General features: G+C 33.7%; 21 protein-coding genes. 12 read left to right on the forward strand and 9 right to left on the reverse strand.

All coding sequences use genetic code 11. The features are described from left to right. Positions 1–56: 56 nt before the first annotated feature. A complete protein-coding gene (locus tag BCELL_RS13960; protein ID WP_013489399.1) occupies positions 57–671 on the forward strand; it encodes a TetR/AcrR family transcriptional regulator in 615 nt (204 codons plus the stop codon). Between the two features lie 53 nt (positions 672–724). On the opposite strand, the gene BCELL_RS13965 is transcribed toward BCELL_RS13960, so the two are convergent. Next, the gene (locus BCELL_RS13965; RefSeq protein WP_013489400.1) at positions 725–1,009 is read right to left on the reverse strand and encodes an acylphosphatase; all 285 of its coding nucleotides are present in this window, start codon (positions 1,007–1,009) and stop codon (positions 725–727) included. Positions 1,010–1,250: 241 nt separating this feature from the next. On the opposite strand from BCELL_RS13965, the gene BCELL_RS13970 reads away from it, so the two are divergent. From BCELL_RS13970 to BCELL_RS13985, 4 genes are read left to right on the forward strand one after another with little or no spacing between them, the layout of a single operon-like run. Continuing rightward, complete coding sequence (locus tag BCELL_RS13970) at positions 1,251–2,372, forward strand: YheC/YheD family endospore coat-associated protein (RefSeq protein ID WP_013489401.1); 1,122 nt, start codon at positions 1,251–1,253, stop codon at positions 2,370–2,372. Between the two features lie 29 nt (positions 2,373–2,401). Next, a complete protein-coding gene (gene cuyB / locus BCELL_RS13975) occupies positions 2,402–3,112 on the forward strand; it encodes a cysteate racemase (protein WP_013489402.1) in 711 nt (236 codons plus the stop codon). A 41-nt stretch (positions 3,113–3,153) separates the two neighbouring features. After that, entirely contained in the window at positions 3,154–4,251 is a 1,098-nt protein-coding gene (locus BCELL_RS13980; protein ID WP_013489403.1) for a YheC/YheD family protein, read from the forward strand. A gap of 34 nt (positions 4,252–4,285) precedes the next feature. Next, complete coding sequence (locus BCELL_RS13985) at positions 4,286–5,575, forward strand: YheC/YheD family endospore coat-associated protein (RefSeq protein WP_013489404.1); 1,290 nt, start codon at positions 4,286–4,288, stop codon at positions 5,573–5,575. Between the two features lie 343 nt (positions 5,576–5,918). Here the strand turns inward: BCELL_RS13985 and ddlA are convergent, their stop codons facing one another. The 3 genes from ddlA to BCELL_RS14000 form a co-directional block, all read right to left on the reverse strand. Then, on the reverse strand, positions 5,919–7,034 hold the full coding sequence (gene ddlA / locus BCELL_RS13990; RefSeq protein WP_013489405.1) for a D-alanine--D-alanine ligase: 1,116 nt from the start codon (positions 7,032–7,034) through the stop codon (positions 5,919–5,921). Position 7,035: 1 nt separating this feature from the next. Then, complete coding sequence (locus tag BCELL_RS13995) at positions 7,036–8,145, reverse strand: UDP-N-acetylmuramoyl-tripeptide--D-alanyl-D-alanine ligase (RefSeq protein WP_041808286.1); 1,110 nt, start codon at positions 8,143–8,145, stop codon at positions 7,036–7,038. A gap of 475 nt (positions 8,146–8,620) precedes the next feature. Then, on the reverse strand, positions 8,621–9,091 hold the full coding sequence (locus tag BCELL_RS14000; RefSeq protein WP_157184203.1) for a hypothetical protein: 471 nt from the start codon (positions 9,089–9,091) through the stop codon (positions 8,621–8,623). A 262-nt stretch (positions 9,092–9,353) separates the two neighbouring features. On the opposite strand from BCELL_RS14000, the gene BCELL_RS14005 reads away from it, so the two are divergent. The 6 genes from BCELL_RS14005 to BCELL_RS14030 all read left to right on the forward strand — a co-directional run bounded on the left by BCELL_RS14005 (position 9,354) and on the right by BCELL_RS14030 (position 14,627). Then, positions 9,354–10,052 carry a BMQ_0737 family morphogenetic spore coat protein gene (locus BCELL_RS14005; RefSeq protein WP_013489408.1) on the forward strand — a complete coding sequence of 233 codons (699 nt, stop codon included), beginning with the start codon at positions 9,354–9,356 and terminating at the stop codon, positions 10,050–10,052. A gap of 164 nt (positions 10,053–10,216) precedes the next feature. Continuing rightward, positions 10,217–10,885, forward strand: a complete 669-nt coding sequence (locus tag BCELL_RS14010; RefSeq protein ID WP_013489409.1) for a hypothetical protein — start codon at positions 10,217–10,219, stop codon at positions 10,883–10,885. A gap of 2 nt (positions 10,886–10,887) precedes the next feature. Continuing rightward, the gene (locus tag BCELL_RS14015) at positions 10,888–11,682 is read left to right on the forward strand and encodes a YheC/YheD family protein (protein WP_013489410.1); all 795 of its coding nucleotides are present in this window, start codon (positions 10,888–10,890) and stop codon (positions 11,680–11,682) included. 18 nt (positions 11,683–11,700) lie between these two features. Next, a complete protein-coding gene (locus BCELL_RS14020) occupies positions 11,701–12,753 on the forward strand; it encodes a phosphotransferase (RefSeq protein WP_013489411.1) in 1,053 nt (350 codons plus the stop codon). Continuing rightward, positions 12,731–13,798, forward strand: a complete 1,068-nt coding sequence (locus BCELL_RS14025) for a glycosyltransferase (protein WP_013489412.1) — start codon at positions 12,731–12,733, stop codon at positions 13,796–13,798. Before BCELL_RS14020 ends, BCELL_RS14025 begins: the two co-directional genes overlap by 23 nt. A gap of 31 nt (positions 13,799–13,829) precedes the next feature. Further along, positions 13,830–14,627 carry a glycosyltransferase family 2 protein gene (locus BCELL_RS14030; protein WP_049786646.1) on the forward strand — a complete coding sequence of 266 codons (798 nt, stop codon included), beginning with the start codon at positions 13,830–13,832 and terminating at the stop codon, positions 14,625–14,627. A 667-nt stretch (positions 14,628–15,294) separates the two neighbouring features. Here the strand turns inward: BCELL_RS14030 and BCELL_RS14035 are convergent. Then, positions 15,295–15,981, reverse strand: coding sequence for a glycosyltransferase (locus BCELL_RS14035; protein ID WP_013489414.1), 687 nt, complete (start codon positions 15,979–15,981; stop codon positions 15,295–15,297). A 41-nt stretch (positions 15,982–16,022) separates the two neighbouring features. Continuing rightward, positions 16,023–16,709 carry a glycosyltransferase family 2 protein gene (locus tag BCELL_RS14040; protein WP_013489415.1) on the reverse strand — a complete coding sequence of 229 codons (687 nt, stop codon included), beginning with the start codon at positions 16,707–16,709 and terminating at the stop codon, positions 16,023–16,025. A 128-nt stretch (positions 16,710–16,837) separates the two neighbouring features. Here BCELL_RS14040 and BCELL_RS14045 point away from each other — a divergent pair, with 128 nt between their 5' ends. Then, the gene (locus BCELL_RS14045) at positions 16,838–17,785 is read left to right on the forward strand and encodes an NAD-dependent epimerase/dehydratase family protein (RefSeq protein ID WP_013489416.1); all 948 of its coding nucleotides are present in this window, start codon (positions 16,838–16,840) and stop codon (positions 17,783–17,785) included. 229 nt (positions 17,786–18,014) lie between these two features. Here BCELL_RS14045 and BCELL_RS14050 read toward each other — a convergent pair whose 3' ends face one another. The 3 genes from BCELL_RS14050 to BCELL_RS14060 all read right to left on the reverse strand — a co-directional run bounded on the left by BCELL_RS14050 (position 18,015) and on the right by BCELL_RS14060 (position 21,042). Next, positions 18,015–18,713 (reverse strand): AIM24 family protein, encoded by a 699-nt coding sequence (locus tag BCELL_RS14050; protein WP_041808292.1) that lies wholly within the window; start codon positions 18,711–18,713, stop codon positions 18,015–18,017. Positions 18,714–18,860: 147 nt separating this feature from the next. Continuing rightward, complete coding sequence (locus tag BCELL_RS14055; protein WP_013489418.1) at positions 18,861–19,754, reverse strand: 4-hydroxybenzoate octaprenyltransferase; 894 nt, start codon at positions 19,752–19,754, stop codon at positions 18,861–18,863. Position 19,755: 1 nt separating this feature from the next. After that, the gene (locus BCELL_RS14060) at positions 19,756–21,042 is read right to left on the reverse strand and encodes an aspartate aminotransferase family protein (protein WP_013489419.1); all 1,287 of its coding nucleotides are present in this window, start codon (positions 21,040–21,042) and stop codon (positions 19,756–19,758) included. Positions 21,043–21,056 lie beyond the last annotated feature (14 nt).

The raw sequence follows: 21,056 nt of genomic DNA on the forward strand, positions 1-21,056 counted from the left end.
ATTATTTGTTTTATTTCATAAATTTTATTAAACTAAAGAAAGAGGTGATAGATATTATGGACGGATTTGAGCGTCGTAGACAACGAAAAAAAACAGAAATATTAGAGGCTTCATTAGAGCTATTTATGAATTACGGTGTACAAAAAGTTTCTATCACCGAAATTGCTACAAAGGCAAATGTATCTCAAGTAACCATTTATAATTACTTTCAAAGTAAGGATAATTTAGCTCATGAAACAATCATTTACTATGTGGATAAAGCTTGGGAAGAAGGCCTGAAGATACTAGAAAGTGATTTGTCATTTCCTGAAAAAGTGAAGTTTCTTATTTTCAATAAAAAGCAAGCAGCAGATAAGATACATGAGGACTTTTACCTCTTTATGATGAAGGAATACTCGGGTGGCCTTAGCTATATTGAAGATTTTTATCAAAAAAGGGCCATCCCACGTCTCATTGAATTGTTTAATGAAGGAAGAAAGGAAGGATTTGTTGATCCTGAAATATCGAATGAGGCTATCCTCTTTTTTATTCATATGATAAAAGAATATTCTCAACGTGAGGATGTTTACACGAAAATACTACCGCTGACTGAAGATATTATGAAGCTTTTGTTTTATGGGATTGCAGGGAAAGAAAAGAATGAAAAAAGACATACAGATTTACCTGATTAGGTATTCTGTATGTCTTTTTTAGAAATAAAAGGATTATAATCATAAATCAGAAATTAATTATTCCCCTTTTTTATTCTGAAACTCTTAAACCCTTCTAATTTACTTTTCTCTTCAATATAAACCGATTTTATTTCTGAAGACTTCGGTCCTACCCTCAATTTATTAATAAAACTATTGACTCCATCTTCACCACCTTCTACATGAATTTCAACACTTCCATCTTTGTTATTTTTCACCCACCCTAACACATTGAATTGCATCGCTTTCTTTTTTGTATACCTTCTAAATCCAACACCTTGAACTTTACCTTTAACAATGATAATGAAAGCCCTCTTCATTATGTCACCTCATTTTTGTTCTTCTATTTCTCAAAGAAGAGTTTTGTTAATAATAATACTCCAATGAAAAGTGATTTGACTCGGTGATTAGTACTAATATAAAAAAATATATTATTGTCTCAATCATAATTAGATGTTTGCATTGCACGAATAGCCGTACCCTCATGAAATCTAATGCATAGTCTAAAGAAGACAAGATTTGCTTAAGGTTGTTTGATTATCTTGTAAAGGTGTGACTTCATTGAATATTAATCCTTACATCGGTGTTTTACTAAATCAGAAAACAATTAACAGACTTCTAAAAAAACAAAAATTACTAAAAAAAAATTTAAAAATATACTATTTAGTAGAGCGGAATAAAAATATGAATACAAAGCTTTACTTTTTTTCATTAAAAAATATCGATTATTTACAATTAAGAATAAAGGGGACTTTCTACAATTGGAAAAAAGAACGATGGGAACAAAGGCATTTTCCATTTCCAGATGTTTTTTACAATCGCGTTGCTAAAGGATTAGAGAGTAAGACAACTCATATTATAGTATTTAAAAGAAAGCTGAATGAATTAAATGTAAAGCAAATAAATCCAAAACATGACTTTAATAAATGGGAATTATATGAAAAACTCTCAAAAGGTAGAAGAGGAAAAATTAAGTTACCAAAAACTGTTTTATTTCAAGAAAAAGAGAGCCTTAATAACATGCTTAAAAAATATACTTCTGTATACGTAAAAGACGTTAAAGGTAGACGTGGAAAGAGTGTGCTAAAAATAACAAAGCTTAATAATGGTCAGTTTGAGTGTAAACAATTCACATCTAGAGTCAAAACCATTACGCTGGGTAATTTAGACGAAACACTGCAATATATAAAAACAATTTTTACAAAGAAAAATTTCATTATTCAGCAAGCAATTCAGTTAGAAACATATAAAGACGCCATTTTTGACATGCGTGCGGAAGTTCAACGAAACGGAAAAGGAAAATTGGTTGTTGCCGGCATACCTGTAAGAGTTGCTCATAGCAATTCACCTGTAACAAGCTCTAGAACGAAAACAAATATTTTCCCTTTCAAACAATTTTTCGTTAATAAACTTGGTTACTCAACAAAACAATACCTCGATTTCAATGAAAAAGTGACGACTTTTCTTGAAAATGTCTATAGGAGCGTAGAGAAAAAATATGGTAGGTTTGGTGAACTAGGTATTGATTTCGCTTTAGATAAGAAAGGAAACTTATGGTTAATTGAATGTAATGCAACATCCGGTAAAAGAGCCTTCATACAAGCATATGATGATCAATCGATTCAAAACCTACAAGGTAATGTACTATCTTATGCTAAATGGTTAGTACGCACAAACCATTAATTTAAGTTAGGAAAATGGAGTTGTTAATAATGAACAAAAACAGCAGAACAATTGGTATATTAGGTGGGATGGGACCAATGGCAACTGTTGATTTATTCAAAAAGATAGTAAATGAATCAGGGGCAGAAAGGGATCAAGATCACCATAAAATTATTATATTTAATAATCCTAAAATCCCATCAAGGAGTGAAGCAATATTAAAGGGGATGAATACCGCTTTTCCACAATTGTTAAAATCAGCTAAAACATTGGAAGCTGCTGGTGCTGATTTTATCATCATCCCATGTCATACTGCCCATTATTGGTTCAGAGAACTACAAGACCAACTAAATATCCCTATTATTAATATGATAGATAATACTGTAAATTATATAAATAGCTTAACAAAAAATGAATCTCAGAAAGTTCTTATATTGGCTACTAGAGGAACTATCTATTCAAAAATATTTCAAAATGAATTCATGATAAAAAGAATTCCTTACGTTGTACCGAATAGTGAAGAACAAGAGATTGTTTCAAAAGCAATTGATTTTACTAAGTCAAACTTAGTTGAAACGAACCCGTATATCAGTAAGTTAAATAACATGATAGATAACTATATCACAGGTAACCATATAACTTGTATTCTAGCTGGATGTACAGAGATCTCCTTATTACTTCCCTATTTAACTCATAAATGTTCAAAAATAGACTCATCCTTACTACTGGCAAAAAGAGCCATAAATGAAGCAAATCAGTGAAAATTTCTATTGTATCTATTATATAAAGGAAGGGGATTCAAATGAGCATGGTACAGGCAAGTACGAAGGAAAATTTCACGAATATTGGCGTATTGGTTAGAAAAAGTGTAAGAAAGAAATTATTAAAGCAAACCCCAACACCAATATTCCATATTATTCAAGAAACATCACAAAAAGTAAGAAATATTAATTTGTATATGTTTTCAAAATCTAATATTGACTTTGATAACTCTTCTATTATAGGAGTAGCTTACAATCCATTAAAAAAAGAATATGAAGAAAAAAAATTCCCTATACCACATGTAATGTATAGAAGAACAAGTGAATTATCAGATTCATTTATTGAAAAGGTTAGAAATAATGGGACTAAATTTATAAATTCTCCAAAGGGGTTTAATAATTGGGTAGCATATAATCATTTAAATCAATCCCCAGACTTACAAAAACATTTACCCTTCACTAAAATATGCAAAGATGTTGATGAAATTAAAACGATTTTCAACTTTACAAATAAAATCTATGTTAAATCTCTCGTAGGTGGTCGCGGAAAACATGTAATGAAAATTAAAAAGATCCCCTTCGAAGGTTATTTTTGTAGTTACTTTAATAGAAAGTTATTTCAATTCCACTATAAACACTACTCTTCTTTAAAAAAACACCTCCTATCATTTTATAATGATCATTTTATCATACAGGAAGCTATAGATTTACTCAGTACAGATGATAGACCTATCGATTTACGCGCTGAACTACAAAGAAACGGAAATGGCATTGTCACAATAACTGGTATCTCGGCCAGAAGGGGAGAGCAATATTCTCCTATTACAACCCACTCCGATAGCTATTCGTTAGAGGAGTTTTGCAGAAATAAACTTAACTACTCTGATGACAAACTTATCTCTTTTCACACAAAGGTTTCTAGCTTTTTAAAAGAAATATATGAAGAAATGGAAAAAATTTATGGTCAATGTGGTGAAATGGGAATTGACTTTGCTCTTGATAGACATGAAAATCTCTTCTTTATAGAATGTAACTCCAGAAGTACAAAGGTTTCATTAAAGAAAGCATACGGTGAAGAAGTTATAAAGCAGTCTTTTGTTGATTTGTGGAAATATGCTAAATACATTTCCACCAAATAAAGTTATTTTAGGTATTGAAAGGTGTCGATTTAATATGTGTAAATTAACTTTAGATAATAATATAAGTAAAAATAACATACACATGAATGGTACTACAAAGCAAAAAATAAGTAGTTCCAAAGTAACTCTAAAATATGGAAACTTTTCAAAGGTTTATAAAGTGATAGAAGATAATGCACTTTCAACGGACGAGATAAAAATGAATGGTCAAATTACTAAGCGGCTTACGTTCCCCACTATTCCTCTAACTATCATGATTAGAGAAAATTCCATCAATATCGGTCCTGTTATTGGATACTTGACAACAAAGCAGTATTGCAAAGATCCATCCCTTTTAATTTCCCGTTTTTCTGGTGCTTCAATAGATGGATTAGTTTATATTTTTCACAAAAATTCTGTCAATAAAAAAGAGAAAACAATAAAAGGTCTATACTTCGATAAAGAAACAAAAACATTTAAAAAAGGGGTTTTTCCATACCCTAGTGTAGTTTACAATCGTTCAAATAGAATTAGAAGCTTATATAGGCACTTTAAGAAGGAGATTGGAGATAATTTTTTTAACTATCCCTTCCGAATAAACAAATGGAGATTATGGAGGTATATGGAAAACCATACTAGTATAGTCAAACATTTACCTTATACAGAAAAATACAACAGCTCAGAGCAACTAGATATTTTACTAAATAAGTATAAAAATCTTTATTTAAAACCTACAAACCTATCTAAGGGAAGAGGGATTTTATATATTCAAAAAAACAAAAGTGGCTATACTGTTACAAATCGTTTTAATAAAACAATTAATATAAAAAATAAATTGGAGTTAGAGAAATACTTGAACAAGAATATTAAGAGAAAATATATTATACAGGAGGAAATCCCTTTTCAATATAAGGATAATAAAATGGATTTTCGCATTTACATTCAAAAGGATGAATCGAAAAACTGGAGGTACACTGGTGGTGAAGCAAAAGTTGGTAAAAAAGGAACCATTGTTACAAACTCAAGGTACAGAGAAAAAATATTAACAGCGAAGGAAGCTTTGACCAATGTATTCAAAATGAGTGACAATAAAGCAAATAAAAAGTTAAAAGAAATATCAAAACTCTGTATTAGTATGTTAAAGGTAATTGAGAATAAAGGTTATACAATAGGGGATTCTGCTATTGACTTAATAATAGACAATAACCAAAATGTGAAAATATTAGAGGTTCAATTAAATTATCGAGCAGATGCTAAAGCACTCAGAACAGAGGATGAACAAAGAGTATTACCATTTATACTCCCTACTCCATTAAAATACGCAAAAAAGTTAGCAGGTTTTTAGTAAGCATCCGAGGTTGACTCAAAAGGTGGATTTTAACATTTTGAGTCAACTTTTTTGCAATACACAGCTAATGTAACCATTTCAAACTTTCAAGCGTATTCTCGTGTAGAGATATTCTCATATTTTTCTTCTTGTTCCTGCTTGCTTTCGTATGTACATTACATTCATTTAATCTAGCTGTACGTAAGAAAACATCTTAACATTATTGTAAAAATGATCAGGTCCTATAGATATTATCTACTAGGTGTTTAGCACTTTAAACTTATACATAAAATACTATAAAAATATAAGCAGGACCAGAGTATTCATTTCCCTGATCCATTAATTTAATAATGCTATCATGTTATAAGTTTTTCTTCAGACGCTGCTCCTGTTTATGGCTTTCAATAGCAAGCGCAATCATTTTATTCACAAGATCCTTATATGGTAAACCACTTACTTCCCATAATTTAGGGTACATACTTAGTTTAGTGAAGCCCGGCAGTGTATTTATTTCGTTAACAAAAAGGTTCCCTTCTTTCGTCAAAAAGAAATCAACTCTGGCTACACCATTACATTGTAAGGCTTTAAATGCTTTTATTGCCTCTTTTTTTACTTTCTCTACATCATCTCCGTCTAATTCTGCAGGGACTTTTAATTGAACACCACCGGAATTTATATACTTTGCATCATAGGAGTAAAAGGAATCAGTGAACAAAACTTCACCTGGTAAAGAGGCAATAGGATCTTCATTACCTAATACTGCACATTCTATTTCTCTACCTTTTATTTCTTCCTCAATCACAATTTTATTATCGTAACGAAAAGCTTCATCGACAGCCATATAAAACTTTTTCTTCTCATAAACTTTACTAATCCCTACAGAAGAACCTTGATTAGCGGGTTTAACAAAAACTGGTGTACCCAAGTTCTCTTTCACTTTTTCATAATCTATATTTCCCTTCCTATCTTTTGTATAAGCAAAATATTTACCTATAAATAGTCCCGCTTCACTTAACAACTTTTTTGAAACTTCTTTATCCATGCTTACAGCAGAACCTAACACACTAGGACCAATAAAAGGTTTTCCCATTAAACGGAGTAAGCCTTGAATGCTCCCATCCTCGCCATAGGAACCATGTAAAATCGGAAAAATGACATCAATGTTTCCAAGACTTCTTCCATCTGGAGTTGTAAAAAAGCAGTCATGTTCACCAAGTACAATATTTACCCTTTGGTCTGAAGGAATCATTTCAATTAGTTTAGGATTGTCCATATTTCGTAGATAATTATTTGGATCTAGTAAATACCACTTCCCATTTTTGTCTATCCCTATTAAAACCAATTCATATTTATTTTTATCAATCGCTTCTATGATACTTTTTGCTGATTGAAGCGAGATTTGATGTTCAGAAGATTTCCCACCAAAAATTATGCCTACTTTTTTTTCATCGAACCTCTCCTCGTAATATCGTACTATTTTATTTTTTCAGACTGTTCCTTGCTATATATTCAGCAGTTCTACTCATTTTCATTTTATGTGAACCTTTTATTAAAACAACACAACCTTCATTTAATACTCTTAAAATACCGTAATGTAATTTATCACGATTGGTAGTATGCAAGATGTTTTTCTCTGGGATACCATTTTCTATAGCTGCAGTTTTCACATAGGATGCATTTTTTCCATATAAAAAAACATGTTTAATTCCCTTCTTGGCTAAATATGCACCTACCTCTTGGTGCCCTTTCTTTGAGTAATCCCCAAGTTCTAGCATACTTCCTAATACTGCTATTTTTTTCTTTTTATTGCCTAATTCTGCTAGAACATCTACCGCAGCCTTAACAGATTGCGGGTTTGCATTAAATGTATCATCAATTAATAGTGCACCCTTTGGCTTTGATAGTTTTATAACATTAACTCTCCTACTAGGAGACTTACAGCTCCTTAATCCTAATTTCATTTCATTAATAGAAAAATTAAGTCTGTCAGCTATTGCAATAGCAAATAAAGCATTTATTACATTATGCATACCAAACGCTGGAATAAAGAAGTATACTTTCTTTCCTCTTAAAGTTACTCCAAATATCATTCCATAACTTGTATACTTAATATTAGTAGCCTGATATTCAGATTTTGATGTAATACCAACTCTAATTAAGTCTCCTTTAAAATTTTTATAATCAAGCAACTTTGAATTTGTGTCATCATTGTTTAACAAGAGTATTCCTCTAGGATGTATATTTCTTATCATCGCAGATTTTGCTTTTGCAGTTTCTTTAATGCTATTACCTAATTTCCCATAATGTGCGGTACCGACATTAGTGATAACCCCAATGTTTGGTTGAATATAATTGAAATGATTACTGGCTCTCCCTAAGCCCATTTCAAGTACAATGGCTTTATGATTACGGTTGAATTGACTAACTGCTTGTTTCGTATGCTTTGGTAAATTCATATTCCCCTTTGTTGTCAGTACGTTTTTCCACCTAGTATTGAAGATTGCATTTATAAAACTAGTTGTAGAAGATTTTCCTGCACTACCTGTAACCCCTACTGCTGGTACCCTTGGTATAATAGGTTTCATCATGAATCCTCCTTCAATAGTTTATAATTTATTTTATTTTTAATTCGAAAGCTTGTGCATTATAAATCCCCTACATATGGAAGAAACAGGCTAACAACTGATGATATTGTTGAAATAAAACGCTCGTTACTTTACTCCTGTATCATGTCCTGTTGCCTTTTCCGAAAGGAGTTCAGTATCACTAGCTTCCATTAGCTATGTATATGTTCTTAAAGCTATTATTAAAGGGAGACTCAATAGGTAAAAATCTACCTTTGGGTCTCCCTTTTCTTTCATTTCACTATATACTTTTCTTCTTTTTTACATTCTGGCCGCACCCACAACCACGAATTCGTTGTTTTTGTTGTGTAGCTGAAGGGCGTAAAATTCTCTTTTTCGTAGATGAACTTCGAATCTTTTTATACACTTTTAACACCCCAAATTTCATATTAATATAGTATCTAGTTTATGATAGGGGTGTGAAATGGTTCATCCCATTCTATTCTTTATTCTTGATGTTCTTCCCTCTAGCTCTTCTTCTTCTCTTTTGTATTACAAAGGAATCATGAAAGATGTTATTCTTAAAATTAACCTCGGAAACGTCTTTTTTAGGTATATGCTTTAAATTATTTCGGAACCATCCGTCATCATCCTCATTAATCTTATTCTCTCTTAACGTATCCCTGTTTTCATTTAAAGAATGCGATTGTACGAGTTCTTTTATTTTATGATCCTTATCCTTAACTTCTTCTAAGAGCATCATTAATTTTTCATCCTTCTCAAATAGTTCTCTTTTTAGTAACTCATACTCCATTCTCAATGACTCCAAATCCGAGTAATACTTTTCATTTAGCTTTTTACTTTTCTCGAATTGTTTCTGTAGTTCCTTATGTCTAATATTCAATTCTGTTAGCAATACGTGATGATAATTGCCCTCATACTCCTTTACCTTTTGTTTATATTTTGACATCTCCGACTCCAAATGTAACACACGCTGCTTTAACTGAATAAGTGTGTCTCTCAATTTCCTCTCCACCCCCATGTAAATAATATCCTCTTACATAAATATGCTTATTTGGAAGTATCATGAGTTTAATTGGTAGTAAGCCTAATTAGCAAAATCTAGAATTATTATGTAATTTCTGGGTAATAAGACTACACAAGCATGATGAGTGTACATAAGATGAAGTAGTTCAGTAGAACAACCTAGATTTAAAGAGAGGATGAAAACGATGAGTAAATTTGAACGTATGTGTATTAAAGTTCCAAAGGTATACGACTGGATTACTCACCAGGCAGAAAAACAATTCCAATTTGATCAAGATGATCTTGATTTTTTTACAGTTGAAGATCCTGCATTACAAACGACAGACACATTAGTGGACGATGTTTGTGCATACTTCCTTCCAGAAACAGTAAAGGTCGATGCACAGCTGTTAATTCCAGAACCGAAAAAGTGGATGAAGCATGACGGTGATGATATTTGTCAGGAGGTTGGAGAAAGAGAAGATTTCTTTTACGATGAGTTAGATGCAAACCTTCAAATCGTCAAGCTTCAAAAGCAAGGCGAGTTTCAAATCATCTTAAGTGCAGATAAACTTCCTCCACTTTACTCTGAGCCAATTCCGTTTTTCAAACTCGAAAAAGTAGTGCTTTGTGCACCTGAAGGAACGGATGTTGTCTGCGATGTGTATGATATCGTTGCTGATGGTTCATTCGTGTGTAACGGTGATGGCACGGAATGGACAATCGACTTATCCCTATTAATCTGCCAATCTATACAAGCAGAGGCGATAGTAAAGGTGGAAGTAGAAGGCAAGCATTGTAAACCAAGAGAGGAAATTCCGCTACCAATAGTGACAAAAGAATGCCCAGATTTTGAATTTCCACCACAATGTCCAACAGTTTTTCCTCGACCTCATAAAAAATAATAAATATGATAAGGTTGGATTAATCAGAAGGACATGATAGCAATACAAATGAGAATACCTATTAAGAATCCCTATTCTTATAGTTATTCTCATTTTTTTTTAACGCTTATTAGCTCCTTGAAATATATTAATACATAAATGGAGATAAGTAGGTGACAAAAGAAATGAGTAAAAGAAATAATCAGCTTGAAAACAAAAGAAAAAAAATAATGGCAAATTATGAAAGCGAAATTAAACGATTATATAAGCTACTACAACAATCACAAAAAATATGGACGAATGTCGATCCAATTAAGGAAGCGAATCCGAATCAATTATTATTTAGATCAAACGAATATAACAACGGCTCATCACTGAATATAGACGTAGAAAAAAACATATCGATTTTGCCATACTTTCATTTTGTAACTTTTTTACCTGAACAAGGTGAAGAAGAAACATTAGTCCTCGGGAATTTTTCAATAAAAAATGAAGGGAACTCCCCCCTCAAGCAACCTATCATTTGTATACGGATTTCTCCGCCAAAAGCTGCACACCTTAGTGGAAAAATTTTAATGATGCATCGTAATGACCAAGTCATAACCGACGCAGAGGAGGAGTGGACACATGTCTACCGTGATTGGAAAAAAAGAATCCAACATCATGGTGAGTATTGGCTTCAACCATTACATTGCAATGAGATCAATCCAAACGAAACGCTAACATTTTCAAACTTTGAAATAAGAATACGAAAAAAAAATAATATAAGTAACATAAACATTGATGGCTATGTTTTCAGTGAAGCCTCTTCCGAAGGATTCCCGGCTTTAAACAACATATCATTTCGTCTGTAATCATGTACTCGAGAGGAGGGATTCCTATTTATCACTGTAAGAATAAACAACACCAATATCATGTATTAGGATCAAATGAAGTCATTAAACCGTTCTTACCAGAAACGAAACCCTACTCTAAAATAGCTTTGCGAACTATTTTATTCAAATATAATGAAGCTATGATTAAGCCGACAATCGGATCAAGTGGATCTGGCATCATAAAAGTACGCATGAGTAACAATGAAAGGTATGACGTTTTTTTCAAAGATTCACAACAATCTTTTTCTAGGTTATTGTCTGTTCATGCATATATTAAAAGTCAGATAAAAAAATATGCTCGAAAGAAATCTTCGAGCTCGTTTATTATTCAACAGGTAATCCCACTAATAGAAATTGACGGTGACCCTGTAGATATACGTGTCATTGTTCAACGCACGAAAGAAAACCAATGGCAAGTATCTGGTAAGTATGCAAGAAAAGCGCGGAATCAGTTATTTACTACAAATTTAAAACAAGGTGGTACAGCCTTTAACTTGAAGGACGCTCTACACTTCGCTTATCTTCCCACTCGAGAGATACAAGTATTGGAAAAGAAAATCGATGATCTTTCGCTCACCGTTGTCGGTCATCTTTCTCATATTTGGAAGGTGGAGCACGTTTGGGGTATCGATTTAGGGTTAGATAAGAAAGGGCATTTATGGATTATTGAAGCTAATATTCGTCCAAGGTTTCGAGGCTTTAAAGAGGTTGATCGTCACACTTATGAAAAAATAGATGCCCTTATGACATGGCATAATAACAAACATGACGACTAATTGGTGGTGATACCAGAAATGAACAAAAGTACGCTAAATATACAAGATGTCGAAAAATTACTTGAATTAGTAGAACGGTTATATACATTTAACATACACTCCTATAAAATCTTAAAAGTCGCAACAAAGCGATTTATCATTAAGCTGCATACATCCCATGGCACGTTTATTTTAAAGAAACCTAGACTCCCAGAAAGAAGGTTTCTATTCTTCATTGAAGCGCAAGCGTATTTAAGTAAAAATCAAGTGGATATACCGTCAATCATAAAAACTAGAGACAATAGTTTGTATTTTCAGTATAAAGATGAAAAAATGGTCATTTACAAATATATTGAGCACGTTACTAATACTAATCTCACCAATAAACAATTGATTACCGGAATACAAGCATTAGCCTCTTTCCATAAAGCATCACTTACCTTTAAACCGATTGATCAAAATTACAAAGCATATTCGATCTACGATTGGATTACGGAGTATAACAGTAAAATAATAAATATAGAACGATTTCCTCGCGATATACCGAAAGAGAATAGGCAGTCTAAATCCGTCAAATGTATAAACAAATATACAGCACAGTTTTCGACTTATGGAAAGAAGGTAATGCAATTAACTCATGATCTTTCCTATTCACATGATGACCCTAAAAACCATTTCCCTTATTTAGGACACGGCGATTTTACAATAGACAACTTATTATGGACGAAGGACAATACGTTTATTATTGACTTAGATAATATGAGCTACCATTTTCCATCTAGAGATTTTAGCCGTTACTTGTTTACGTACTATAAACGCTACCAAACTTTCGATACCGACCTTCTCCATCAATTACTATCATGCTATAAACAAATAAATAACCTCTCCACAGTAGAAGAACAATTATTTTTACTGGATCTCATATTTCCGCATCAATTTGAACGCATTATGAGAAAGCGTTTATACAAAAAAATGACATTAATAGAATTAGAAAGATTAATATTTTGTGAAATGAAGAAAACGAAGTACTTATTACATTTATATACAAAAACATTTGGAAGTGAGAATCGTGAAAAAAATCGCTTTTATTAGAACACAATTTCTTCCTATAACAGAAACGTTTATTTACGAAGAATTAATTAATATCAAACAGTTTAGCCCTATCGTCATTACAGAAAAAGAATTGAATGCTCATTTATTTCCGTATAAGCACATCATAAAAGTGAGTCACTTAGAAGATGAATTACCTTCTATTTTACAAAAAGAAAATATAAAGCTTCTTCATGTTAGATTTGGAACGACAGCAATAAGGTTGATTAAATTATTGAAGGAAATAAACATTCCTACCATCACCTCTTTTCATGGCTATGACGTACCTGATCCAGAAAAGAAAACGCCCTACCACGTACAATTAAAATCGTTGTTCCAGGTTGGAGATTGTTTTACAGCTACTTCATGCTATATGAAGAACAAGTTGATCGCTCTAGGCTGTCCACCTAATAAAATTCATGTACAAAAAAGCGGAATTGATTTAAATAAATTTCAATATCGAAAGCCACGTATTCCTCTTGAAGGTGAAAAGGTTCAAATACTTTCTGTTGGGCGTTTTGTTGAAAAGAAGGGATTTCAATACTTGCTTAAAGCATTTTCAAAAGTCCAAAAAAAGTATCCAGTAAAACTAACACTTATCGGTGATGGACCAAGAAGGAAGGAGATTATTCGTATCGTAAAAAAACACAAAATGAAAAAGTCTGTGCAAATCAAAGATCCGCTTCCTCATAAAGAAATAGTAAAAGAAATGGCACGTGCTCATATTTTTTGTTTACCTAGTGTAACCGAAAAGAATGGTAATCAGGAGGGAATTCCGAACGTGCTAAAGGAAGCAATGGCAATAGGAGTTCCCATCGTGACAACAGAACATGCTGGTATCCCAGAACTTATTGAGCACAAAGTGCATGGCTATTTAGTTCACGAAAGGGATGTAAGAGGATTAGTTCATGGATTAGTAAGGATTATAGATGACAGTCATTCATGGGAAAAAATGACGCTGAGAGCACGTAAAAAAATAGAAAAGAGCTACAATTCTACGATACAAGTAAAACAACTCGAGAATTTATATACTAGTTTAATAGATTAGTATAACCGACTATGTATGTTTTAGGAGGACGATGATGATGAAAACACCCTTAGTAACAGTAGTCATTCCTTCATATAATAAAGCAAAGTTTATTATAAAAGCGATCAAAAGTGTTCAAAATCAAAGTTTAAAGCATTGGAAGGCTTTGATCATTGATGATGCATCCACAGATGCTACGGAAAATATTGTATTACCAATCATAAAGGATGACCGAAGATTCAACTATATCAAATTAGAAAAAAACATCGGAATATCTGCAGTATTACAATACGCTTTGAATAAGATAGATACAAAATACTTCGTACAGCTCGATGGAGATGATTGGTTAGAGAAGGATGCATTACAGCTATTAGTTCATAAAATGGAAACGTCTAGCGAAAATGCAGCTGTTGCGTACGGAAATCTCGTTCGCTGGCAACAGTTAAAAAAGAAAAAGCGCAAAAAATTGATTACCCATAAACAGCTACAGGATAAGTACGACTTTATTACTTATCATCCAATGTTTTACCCTCGTTTTTATAAAACAGATGCTGTCAAAGCAGTTGGTGGATGGTCGACAAATGTACCACATGGTGGCAGGTATTCTGAGGACCGACAAATCTTATTAAAGCTTATCCCTCACTTTTCCTTTTTACATGTCAATGAACACTTATATAATCATCGCATACACGACACGAACAATAGCGGTAAAGAAAACCTAGATAAATATGCTCAAGTCAATCGCTATCTTTATGAAAAAGCACTAAAAGATTGGGGTAATGAATATGAGCCAGTTTTCACGTGGATAAACGGACGCTTGAAAGTAAAGAAACTAAATAAGAAAACATAAAACCGAGCTTGGTAAAGCTCGGTTTTATGTTTTCTTATAAGCGGTGTAGAAATGATGCCACATGTTTTTAAAGTAGTAGTGAGTGCTCTTCTCACTACTACGCGTGGCATCATTTCCACCGCAAATTTTATACTCTCTGGTCTTTTAAGAAAAACTAAAACCGAGCTTGGTAAAGCTCGGTTTTATGTTTTCTTATATGCGGTGTAGAAATGATGCCACATGTTTTTAAAGTAGTAGTGATGCTCTTCTCACTACTACGCGTGGCATCATTTCCACCGCAAATTTTATACTCTCTGGTCTTTTAAGAAAAACTAAAACCGAGCTTGGTAAAGCTCGGTTTTATGTTTTCTTATATGCGGTGTAGAAATGATGCCACATGTTTTTAAAGTAGTAGTGAGTGCTCTTCTCACTACTACGCGTGGCATCATTTCCACCGCAAATTTTATACTCTCTGGTCTTTTAAGAAAAACTAAAACCGAGCTTGGTAAAGCTCGGTTTTATGTTTTCTTATAAGCGGTGTAGAAATGATGCCACATGTTTTTAAAGTAGTAGTGAGTGCTCTTCTCACTACTACGCGTGGCATCATTTCCACCGCAAAATTTATATTCTCCAGTCTTCCTCTTCATCATCTGATACAACTTCAACAATGAGTACATTAAGTTTTGAGTTATTTATACCTTGATGTCACGATTGATTCATAATCATCAGTATATTGGATATTCTTTTTTTTCAAAAACTTAGCATTTTCTATTTTCCACGTATGCTCCTCTTCGTTTTTTCTAATAAGTATATAGTTATTTTTAGAAGTGGAATAAATCTTAAAACGTTCTTTTCTGCAATCGTATTGAAATTGCATATCTGATCCTGCTTTTTGACTACTGAACTTTATCTTATTTGCGACACATTTTTTAAATGTCAACGTTCCTCCAGAAACAAATCGAACATACTCATTTTCCTTACCATCATGAAACGTTGTCAACGCCTTGTCATGGTAAATATAAACGTAAATTGAAGCCTTGCCAACAATCATTGCATTTGTCTGTTTAAAGGCATTCATCGCCTCTGCCAAATAATACGGGGAATAGTAATCATCATCATCAAACTTAGCAATATAATCATACGAAGCTTTTGTTATACCAAAATTCAAACATTCTCCTAAAGAATAGTACTCTGGCAATTGAAATATGGTTACTCTGTTATCCAGTGCAGCCTTTTTTTTCCATAAATCAATATTCATCTCATCTTTGTTCAATATGACGATTAATTCCTTTTCAAGCCATGTTTGATGTTCAAACTGTTTAAAAACACTTTCCATTTGCTCTTGACGTATTGTACATGTGATGATAGATACCAATATGATTGCCCTCCAAATCTAGCTTGCTACGATTATGAATTTTATTTAGTGGAAGTAACTAACTTCTCGTAATTTTTTGTTTTGATGATAGAAATACAACCTTCCTTTAGACGATCATTTTTTTCCGTCTGCTTACTAATATCGTTTCTCAAGCAAACAAAATTTTCTTTGTTTGTCGAAAATATTTTATAGCCATGTTTTTGACACTGTAAAAAAAATCCTCCATCCTCCCCTCTATTTAAATCTGGAAATTGTATATTTTTATAAATACGTTTATTAAACACAATTGTTGCTCCTCTCACAGAATGAACATACTTACCTTCAAATCCAGGATGATGGATTCCTAATTCCTGACTATTGATAAAATACGTATAAACGGTCCTTTTCCCGACTACCAGCGCTTCTGTTGTACGAAAAGCATGCATTGCTTCATCTAAATAAAAGGGAGAATAGAAGTCATCATCGTCAAATTTCGCTATATAATTGTACCTCGCCTTTGAAACGGCAAAATTAATACATGAACCTAACGTTGTTTTTTCTGGGAGCTGATACACCTTAATCTTTTCTTGATATTGGCTAACGTACTTCAAGCATTGTTCTAAGTTCATTTTGTCATTATTTAATATAATGATGAGCTCTTTTTTCTGCCACGTTTGATGAAGAAAATTCCGAATCATATTTTCCATACAATCTTCTCTCATCGTGCAAGTAATAACAGAGACGTTCATATTTTATCCCTCTCTTGTCGTAGTTAAATGAACCATTTTTTAATTGATTTCCTATACAACTCACCACCATTGAAATCGTCAATATGATGTAAAAGATACTAATTTTAGTTTTTGGCGGTGATGATGACATGAAAATCTTAGTGACAGGGGCAGCTGGTTTTATCGGATCCCACTTATGCGAAACCCTCCTCATAAATAAAAACTATCATGTAGTCGGGATAGATGGATATATCAACAATTCTCTTGACGAAGAGAAAAGAGGGTTAATAAATCGTTTATTGAAAAATGAGCGCTTTACATTTTATGAAGAAAACATGTTAAATATTTCATGGGACAATGTAATTAGTGAGATAGATGTGATTTATCATTTAGCTGGCATACCTGGAGTAAGAGCAAGCTGGGGAGAAAATTTCAACGATTATGTGATTCATAATATTCAAGCTACACAAAGACTTCTAGAAGCATGTATAGACAAGCCACGTTTACAAAGGTTTATATATGCCTCTACCTCATCTGTTTATGGGGAAAAACATGGAAAAGTTTCTGAAGATGCAACACCTCGTCCACTTTCTCCTTATGGCGTAACGAAGTTAACATGTGAAAACTTATTCCGTATATATTATCAAACATATCGTCTACCAATAGTTATATTAAGGTACTTCACTGTATTTGGACCGAGACAACGGGACGATATGGCTTTCCATATTTTTATTAAAAAAATGCTCTCTGAAGAAACAATTCCGGTATTTGGTGATGGACTTCAAACGAGAGATTTCACTTATATTCGAGATTGTATCGCTGCAACGATTTCTGCCCTTCATTCAGATAACGTGATAGGTGAAACAATAAATATTGGAGGAAAGGAACGAGCATCGATGATAGAAATCATCGAAATGCTTGAAGAAATCATTGGTAAAAGTGCAAAAGTTAATTTTCTAAAAAAAATACACGGCGAACCGAAGCATACTTGGGCAAACATAAATAAGGCGCAACGTTTATTAAACTACAATCCGACTACGAAATTAAAGGAAGGGATAGAAAATGAAGTAAAATATATTCGAGAACTATATAGGTAAAAAAGAGAGACTGTCTCATAAAGAGAAGTTGATGAGACGAGGCCACTGAAAAAGTACATAGCAACTTTTTCAGTGCCTTCTATTTGTATTGCAATGGCTATGTGTCGTCGCTCACCTGATAGGAGAAACTCAATCCTATCAGGCTTTTTACCGATTGTGACGGCAACGCACATTGCTTAGTGAAAGAACACCACTTGTTTAATCTCCCAATACTAGTAACAGACATTGTTTAAGACGAACTATTTCTATCTGAAATCGTTTCCTCTACCGATTGCACAATGACAAACCCTTCACCGGAAAATTCCATTTGAAATGATTCACCACTCGCTCGACCAATGAATGTTCTAAAGCTAATATCTGTTCGTATTTCTGGTTTTAGATGTCCAGACCATGCTACAGTTGCTTGTGGATCTGTCATTACAGGAATACCAGGACGTACAAGAAGTGTTAACGGTTCAAAATGAGACGTGATCGCAACCATTCCTCTTCCTTTTAAAGTAACGTTAAATAAACCACCAGACATTACACCTGCTATTTTTTTCATCAGCTTGATATCCCATTCAATCCCAGGTTCAAATGCAAGGAGGTCATTCCCATTTACCGTAATTTCATCATTGTCTAGCTCTAAAAGCGTGATTCTTTTCCCAGCATCCGCTAAAAAAAGTTGTCCATTACCTTGCGCCTTCATTAAGGAGCTTCCCTCACCAGTAAATGCTTTTTTAAACATTCGACCAACACCGTGTTCTAACACTCGCTCCCTTTCAAACTTTATTTTTCCATTATACGAGATCATCGATCCCATTTTTGCCCATACTTTATCTCTCAAATTCACTTCCAGTATACGAGGAGTCTCTAGTTGAAAAAAGTCTTGACCAGCTTTGTCCTGCACAGTTTGTTGAATAAATTGATTTATAGAATATTTACTCATAAAAGAATCTCCTCTCATCATTAAATTCATTAGCCTGGATTTACCTATTTCTATCATACTAAAATATTTATGTAAATATATTGTAAAATAAAATACACCTGATTCCGTAATAAAAATTAGCAGGAGCATTAAGCCCCTGCTTTCAACCTATAATAACGCTGCAATCGTTCCAAATACTAAAAAGACAATACTTACAATCTGATTAATTCCATAGGAAGCTATTTTTACGTTCGCTAAATTTGTTGGTGAGACAATCCAGTGTTCTACAATAAATAAAACGGCGATGATGCTAACTCCAACATAATAGATTGTTCCTAGTTGAGTACTTAAAAGACCAACTACTACTAGGAAGAAAATTGTTGCTGCATGGAATAATGCTGCGATATAAAGTCCGTATTTCACACCAAACTTAGTAGGGATCGATTTCAAACCGTTTTTTCTATCGAAATCATAGTCTTGTGATCCATATATAATATCAAAGCCTGCTACCCACGCTGTATTGGCAGCCCCCATAAATAACGGTAGCCACGAAATCGTTCCGGTTACCGCAATCCAAGCACCTACGGGAGCAGACGCCGAAGTGATCCCTAAAACGACATGACATAACCAAGTGTATCGTTTCATATACGGATATATCACCATCAGCACGAGTGCAATAGGTGAAAGGAGTAAGCATAATGGGTTAAGCATAGCAGCACCTATTAACATGACTAAAAAGCATAGGATCGAAAATATAATAACCTCTTTCTTCTTCATCAAACCTTGAGGAATTTGACGTGTTGCTGTTCTCGGATTTTTTGCATCAATCTCCGCATCTATCACTCTATTAATAGCATTTGCCCCTGTCCTAGCCCCTATAAAAGCTACGAAAATCCAAAACATCACATTTAGGTCAGGAAGGCCACCACTAGCCAATAACATGGAAATAAGCGCAAAGGATAATGAAAAAATCGTGTGAGAGAACATGACAAGTACGCCGTAATCTTGCACCTTCTTAACTGCTTTATTCATGATAAAGCCAACGGATGCATGTTGCTCCATACTATCCCTCCTTTCGTATTAACTCTGTAAACACATCTTCTAAATGGATGATTAATTCATCAATATTTTCCTTCGTAATGACTAGTGGAGGTTGAAAGGCAATCACATCTCGATTAAGTCCATTTTTACCTATCAGAAATCCTCTTTCCTTCATTTTTTCTAAAATATAATCGGTAACATTTGCAGATGTTAGCTCCACACCAGTGTTTGACTGGATTTGCATGCCAAGCATTAGTCCTATCCCACGTATTTCTTGGATAAAAGGAGATTCAAGCTTTAATAGCTTCTCCTTTAAATACGCCCCTAATTGAGCTGCACGCTCGACTAAGCTTTGATCATGAATATACTTCAACACACTTAGTGCTGTTTGGGAAGCAAGTGCATTTCCACCAAAAGTTGATGCTGATGGCTTATTAAATGATTTTGCTATTTCATCTGTTGTGGAGAAAGTTGAAATTGGAAAACCATTCCCTAATGCCTTCGCAGTCACAATGATGTCTGGCACAATATCGTAGTGCTCGATCGCAAACATTTTTCCCGTACGCCCATATCCAGTTTGCACTTCATCGACAATAAGAAGTACACCATATTGCTTTAATAGCTGTTTTACTTCCTTCAAAAATGTTGATGGGTACATGACGATGCCACCATTTCCTTGAATGGGCTCTATGATTAACGCCCCAATATCGCTACCGTGCTTTTGTAAAATCGTTGAAAGCTGCTGTAACGATCTCTCCATCGAGATTTCACTCGTTTCATTTTCAGCGTATGGACGGTCAATGAAAAATATATTTTCCTTTACTAATTCATCATCAAGTCGCCACATCGGAATACCTGTAACACTTAAAGTCAAGTGTGTTCTACCGTGTAATCCACCTTGTAAAGCGATAATCCCACTTTTATTCGTATGCATTCTTGCTAGCGCCAAAGCCCCTTCGTTTGCCTCAGAGCCAGTCACACAGAAAAATGTTCTAGTAATATTTCCAGGCAGTATTTCAGATAGCTTTTCAGCTAAATGAACGATCGGCTCTGTCAAATAGATGGTAGTAGTATGCTGAAGTTTCGTAAGTTGTTCTATTGTGTCTTTCATGATCTCAGCATTAGAATGTCCACAGTTCATAACTGATACCCCAGCAAAAAAATCGAGATACCTTTTCCCTGTGTGGTCCTCCAAGTATTGCATAGAACCACTTACTAATTGCGGTGGGTCCTCATAAAAATTCGCTATCGCAGGGAAAAAATAGTCTTTTCTTTTTTTTACAATATTATCTGGTCCTATATAGCTCACTAATGTCCCCTCCT

Origin of the sequence: Evansella cellulosilytica DSM 2522 (assembly GCF_000177235.2) — a bacterium.
Lineage (GTDB): Bacteria > Bacillota > Bacilli > Bacillales > Salisediminibacteriaceae > Evansella > Evansella cellulosilytica.